This is a genomic window from Gordonibacter pamelaeae 7-10-1-b (genome assembly GCF_000210055.1).
Classification (GTDB): domain Bacteria; phylum Actinomycetota; class Coriobacteriia; order Coriobacteriales; family Eggerthellaceae; genus Gordonibacter; species Gordonibacter pamelaeae.
On record NC_021021.1, the window covers coordinates 2,659,479 to 2,665,058 of the forward strand.

Genomic DNA, 5,580 nt, shown 5'->3' on the forward strand with positions numbered 1-5,580 from the left:
CGCGTCGCGCACGGCGACAGCAGGCACTCCTTCGGTGGTGGCCGAAGCGGGCGAAGGGACCGTCGAAGGGCGCGCGGAGCCGCTCGCCTCCGCCGCCTTGGCCGTTCGCTGCGTCTCTGCCGCTTCGCGCACCCGCGCCTCGTCGGCCGCCGTGCCGCCTGTTCGATCCACGCCTTCCATCACCGCTCCTTCGCCGTCGCATGCCTGCCTGCAAGTATCGGCGAAGCAGGAGGGCGCGGCGCGGCGCATACGGCGTCGGAAAGCGCGCTGTCAGCGTTTCGAGGACGGGAGGACACGACAGCGGGAGGAAGGACGGGACGAAGCGTCGGGAGAACGCAAGCTGTGCGGAGGAGCATGCGACGCACCTCCTCCGCGCAGCATCGCCCCGTGGCGCCTTTCGTCAGTCGATGCCCTCGCGGGGGTCGTGAAGGTCGTTCGGCGGTACGCGCACCTCGTCCCAGCCCATCTGCTTAAGGGCGTCGGCAGTGCGCCACGGCGGCGTGATGTCGTCGAACTTCGCGCAGTAGCACAGCGCCTCCACCACGGTGATGGCGTGCATGAGGTCGGCCATGGTGTCCACGTCGGGGATGGGTGGCAGGTACAGCGCCGGAAGCCCCTGCTTGCGCGCCTTCGCGATATAGGCGGGCAGCACGGTAAGGCCGTCGGGATTGTAGAACACGCCCGTGTGGTCGAAGTCCGTCTCGCGCGTCCACCCGATCACCGACACGCCCATCTCCTGGTCCGGCGCCAGCACGATACCGCCGCCCTCCACGTCGTCCAAGCGGTGCAGCGCGTCGAACCCGGCAATGACGTCGGCTTTCGTGAGCGCCGGCATGTCGGCGCCCATGGACAGCACCGCGTCGGCACCGCGCTCGAACGCCTGCGCGAACGCATGGTTGTAGTGCTCGTCAAAGCTCGAGCCCTCGTCGGCGATGAACGTGATCGGGCGCGGCCACGTGCCTGCCTTGTAGTACAGGTCGCGCATGACCCCGACGTTCGACGCCGGCGTTGTGGAGATGACCAGCTCGTACACGTCGCGCACGCCCTCGGCTTCGGCCCGCTCGGCCGAACGCGCCTCGAGGTCGGCGAGCGCCGCACAGCAGACCTCCGTCACATCGAACAGCATGCAGTGGTACAGCGCCGAGGCCACCTCGGGCGTGAACACGCCGTCCTTGAGCGTAGTCAGGCGAGTTTTCACCAATCCCGGCGCCGGCGGTTTGCTGAACAGGACCAACGAGTTCTTGCGTTCCCTCAAATTTCTCCTCCTTGCTCTTTGCGGCGGCCCTGCAGGAGCGCGAGGCCGCCGCGCACCGCCCCCCAGCGGTGCGCTTGCGTGCAGCTGCTATCGGCGAAACGCTACCGGGCGATAAGCACCGGGAGGCTCGTGCCGTTCAGCACCTTATGGCTCACGCTGCCCATGTACTCCTTGAGGCCGACGAGACCGCGGTTGCCGATGACCACCATATCGTAATCGCGCTGCTCGGTGAGCTTGATTATCTCCGTCGCAGGGTTCACACCCGTCATGAGCAGGGTCTCGGTGCGCGCGGCCACGTCTTCGCCCAGGCTTTCCTCCATCTTGGTCAGCACGTCCTCGCCGTCGGATATCATCATGTCGAGGATATCCTTGAAGCTGGCCGTCTGCGATTCGTCAAGCAGTGGGATGGGAACCACGTACACCAGATCGAGGTGCATGTCGGGATCGGGCGCAGCCAGGGCCTCCGCCAGCTCGAGCGCGCGCCGAGCGCCCTCGGACTCGTCCACAGCCACCAATACCTTGTTGATCTTCATGTCGCGCTCCTTTCGCGCACGTCCGCTTCGAACGCGCTTGTCGCCGGCGAGCTTCCTTCACTGACAGTATAAAGGTTTTGGCAGGCTGCGTGCGCCGTTGTTCGGAGGCGGTTGCCTGGGCGGCGCGCGGCGGGCTGCATCGCGATTTGCCAACAGCTCGGTTATCGCACGGCGCAGGGGAGCCCGCGCCGCTGGGAGCGTCAAGGGCCAAGACGTACGATGGACGCAACGCGTGCGCGAGGCGCGCACCACCCGACACAACCCGCTGCGCCGCAGGAGCGTGCGCCCCGGCGGCATCCGGCCGCGCGGGCCCCGAGGAAAGGAAGAGCCTGGACCAGGTAGATGCGGCGATCATCGGATTCGGAGCAGCCAGCAAGCCGTTGGCGCTCGACTTGGCGGACGCGGGCCTCACCGTCGCCGTGATCGAGCGCTCGACCCGCATGTACGGCGGGGCTTGCGTCAACACCGCCTGCCTCCCCTCGAAGATGCTCGTGCACGCGGCTGCCGTGAGCGCGTTCGAAGGAGGCGAGTTCCCGGCGCGCGCCGAGCGCTACGAGGCCGTGATCGACGAGAAGAACGAGGCCACGGCCCGCCTGCGCGAACGGAGCTACCGGGTGCTCGCCGACAACCCGCGCATCGAGGTCATCGACGGCGAGGCCTCGTTCGTCGACGCCACCCACCTGTCCGTGCGCACGACCGACGGCGAGCGTCAGCTGGAGGCGGCACGCACGTTCATCGACACCGGCTCCGTGCCCGCGCTGCCCGACATTCCCGGCGCGGACGGCAAGCGCGTGTACACGAGCGAGTCGCTGCTGGACGTAAAGATACTGCCCGAGCGCACGGTCATCGTGGGCGCCGGCTACGTAGGGCTGGAGTTCGCCTCGCTGTTCGCCGACTTCGGCGTGGACGTGACGGTGCTGCAGGGCGGCGAGGAGTTCCTACCGCGCGAGGACGCCGACGTGGCGCGCGCCGTGCGCGAGGACTTCGAGCAGCGGGGCATCAAGCTCATGCTGGGCGCGCAGGTGAAGAGCCTGGAAGACGATGTGGCGCAGGTGCTGGTCATAGCCGACGTGGACGGCAAGGAAATGCGCCTGCCCGGCGATTTCGCGCTCGTGGCCACGGGGCGCCGCCCCGCCACGGACGGCCTGAACCTCGAGGCCGCCGGCGTGCAGGTGGACGGGCGCGGCGCCATCGTCACCGACAAGCACCTGCGCACCACCGCGCCGAACATCTGGGCCATGGGAGACGTGACCGAGCTGCAGCAGTTCACCTACGTGTCGTACGACGACTACCGCATCGTGGTCTCCGACGTGCTGGGCGACGGCACGAAGACGAAGGGCACCCGCGGCGCCGTGCCGTCCTGCATCTTCGCCGACCCGCCGCTCGCCCACGTCGGCCTGACCGAGCAGGAGGCGCGCGACCAGGGGTTCGACGTGGCCTGCGCCGTCATGACGGCCGATGACATGCCGAAGGTGCCGCTCTTGGGCAAGGAGGCGCGGCTCATGAAGGGCGTCGTGGACAACGCCACGGGACGCGTGCTGGGCATCCACCTGTACTGCACGGGCGCGCCCGAGATCGTGAACCTGGCGAAGCGCTTCCTGGACGACGGCTGCACCGCCGCCGACATCCGCGACGCCGTGTTCACCCACCCCACCGTCACGGAGGAGCTGAACAACCTGTTCGCGAAGGTGGCGGGGTAGGCGCAGGCGGCAGGCGCAGGGAGGTGGTACTCCCCACGGCTCTCGAATCGCTTCGGCGGTTTGGTCTTACTTTGGAGGCTCCCCGTCCTTGCGGATTGGGAGCCGCTCCAGCTTTTATGCATAATCCCCCTTTGCTTTCGCTTGTGCCGCTCGCTGGATAAATCCTACTGATTGTGTTGACTTTTATAACTGTATGATTTACTGTTACAGTCAGTAACTGTACTTGGAACGATTGCACTGAATGGTAAAACGTTGGAGGGAGCGGATATGAGGAAGGGCAAGCCAGGGAGCAGGGCGCTCGTCATGGCCGCAGGGGCGCTTGCGTTGGCGGCGGTGCTCGCATTGGCGGCCTGCAGCGCGCCGGCCGGCGAAAACGGCGGCATGGCGGGCGGTGCGGACCCGGCTGCGAATACGGGCGGGGACACGGGCGCCTACCATAAGATAACGGCGGAAGAGGCCAAGGCCCTCATCGACGAGGGCGGCGTCACCGTGGTAGACGTTCGCACGCCCAAGGAGTACGCCGACGGCCACGTGCCCGGCGCCCTCAACATCCCGAACGAGGACATCGGGTCGGCACGGCCCTCGCAGCTGACCGGCACCGACGACAAGCTCATCGTATACTGCCGCACCGGCGTGCGCAGCAAGCAGGCCTCCGACAAGCTGGTTGCCCTGGGCTTCACCGACGTGAACGACATGGGCGGCATCGTCGATTGGCCCTACGGCACCGTGGCCGGCTCCGAGCCGGACGGCGCCTAGCCGTCTCCGCGCTCGCACCCCTTCCCTCCCCGCCCCTTCTCTCACGAAACGCGAGCCGCAAGTCGGGGGCGTTGGGGAGCGTGCCGCCACGACCGAACTCGTAGTTGTGTGGGCAAACGCAACCTCGACGAGTCGCGCCACGTCGGCACGCTCCCCAACGCCCCCGGCCCCACGCGCCCCCACGAGCACCACGAACACCACGAACACCACGAACAGCGAACCATCCCCTTCCCTGAAAGGAAGCATCATGAGGAAAGTCGACGCAGCCGTCATCGGATTCGGCAAGGGCGGCAAGGCGCTGGCGGGCGCGCTCGCCGCAGCGGGCAAGATGGTGGCGCTGGTTGAGAAGTCGCCGAAGAGGTACGGCGGCACCTGCATCAACGTGGCCTGCATCCCCACGAAGTCGCTCGTGCACTCCGCGGCGCTCTCGGCGGCGCAGGGCGGCACGTTCGACGAGCGCGCCGCGCGCTATGCGGCGGCCATCGACGAGAAGGACCGCGTGACCGGCCTGCTGCGCGGCAAGAACTACCATAAGCTGGCCGACCTGCCGAACGTGGAGGTGGTGGACGGCACGGCATCGTTCGTTAACAGCTTCCCGCCTTGCACCGGGGCGGCCTCCCGGACGGCCGCCCCGGTTTTCGCCGCGCCGGGGGAACTGGCGCTTGACACGCCCCGCGAAGAGAACTACTGTTACCATCATAAACTGTAATTACATTGAATACATTTAGTCCCCCTCCTGCATCGCGCGCCGGAAGGGGCAGGCAGGAGGGCACCGTGGCAGACGAGGAAGGCTCGGTAAAGGTCGTCATCACGGCCGAGGACCAGCGGGCGCTCGACTCGGGCGCCTACCACCTGATATCGAGCGAGGCCGCCGAGGACCTGGTCGACCAAGGCGGCGTGACCATCTTGGACGTGCGCTCGCCGCAGGAGTACGGCGACGGGCACCTGCGCGATTCGCTGAACATCCGCTACGACAGCTTCGACCCGCTGCCCCCGGAGCTCGAAGGACTCGACCGCGACGCCCCGGTGCTCGCCTACTGCCGCACCGGCAACCGCGCCCGGAAAACCTGCGCGCAGCTCATCAACAACGGCTTCACCAACGTGTACAACATGGACAAGGGCATCCTCGACTGGGCCGGCGTGACCGTGGCCTGGTAGGACGGCCCGCTCCGCGCCCGCGGCATTCCCCTGCCCGTCAGGCCGCAGCCGCACCCTTCGCAGCCTTGCCGTGGCGCTTGCCGTGCACGAACGCGATGGTCCCCACGAGCGACACCCCCAGCAGCACCGCCTGCAGGCCGAACGACACGCTGAACCCGTGCATGCTCACGCCCGCCCC

General features: G+C 67.6%; 7 protein-coding genes. 4 read left to right on the forward strand and 3 right to left on the reverse strand.

What is annotated here, in order from left to right:
- The 3 genes from GPA_RS19335 to GPA_RS12340 all read right to left on the reverse strand — a co-directional run.
- Window positions 1-180, reverse strand: a 180-nt coding sequence (locus tag GPA_RS19335) for a hypothetical protein (RefSeq protein ID WP_041239586.1), incomplete at its 3' end; no start/stop codon positions are given.
- Window positions 181-400: 220 nt separating this feature from the next.
- A complete protein-coding gene (locus GPA_RS12335; RefSeq protein ID WP_041239587.1) occupies window positions 401-1,255 on the reverse strand; it encodes a TIGR04282 family arsenosugar biosynthesis glycosyltransferase in 855 nt (284 codons plus the stop codon).
- 101 nt (window positions 1,256-1,356) lie between these two features.
- On the reverse strand, window positions 1,357-1,788 hold the full coding sequence (locus tag GPA_RS12340; RefSeq protein WP_015540065.1) for a universal stress protein: 432 nt from the start codon (window positions 1,786-1,788) through the stop codon (window positions 1,357-1,359).
- A 353-nt stretch (window positions 1,789-2,141) separates the two neighbouring features.
- Between GPA_RS12340 and GPA_RS12345 the strand changes: the two genes are divergently transcribed.
- The 4 genes from GPA_RS12345 to GPA_RS12360 all read left to right on the forward strand — a co-directional run bounded on the left by GPA_RS12345 (window position 2,142) and on the right by GPA_RS12360 (window position 5,402).
- On the forward strand, window positions 2,142-3,488 hold the full coding sequence (locus tag GPA_RS12345; RefSeq protein ID WP_269446308.1) for an FAD-dependent oxidoreductase: 1,347 nt from the start codon (window positions 2,142-2,144) through the stop codon (window positions 3,486-3,488).
- A gap of 267 nt (window positions 3,489-3,755) precedes the next feature.
- Complete coding sequence (locus GPA_RS12350; protein WP_041239588.1) at window positions 3,756-4,244, forward strand: rhodanese-like domain-containing protein; 489 nt, start codon at window positions 3,756-3,758, stop codon at window positions 4,242-4,244.
- Window positions 4,245-4,491: 247 nt separating this feature from the next.
- Window positions 4,492-4,953, forward strand: a complete 462-nt coding sequence (locus GPA_RS12355; RefSeq protein ID WP_015540067.1) for an FAD-dependent oxidoreductase — start codon at window positions 4,492-4,494, stop codon at window positions 4,951-4,953.
- A gap of 65 nt (window positions 4,954-5,018) precedes the next feature.
- Window positions 5,019-5,402: a rhodanese-like domain-containing protein gene (locus tag GPA_RS12360; protein ID WP_049784146.1), complete on the forward strand. Its 384-nt coding sequence runs from the start codon at window positions 5,019-5,021 to the stop codon at window positions 5,400-5,402.
- Window positions 5,403-5,580: the final 178 nt, after the last annotated feature.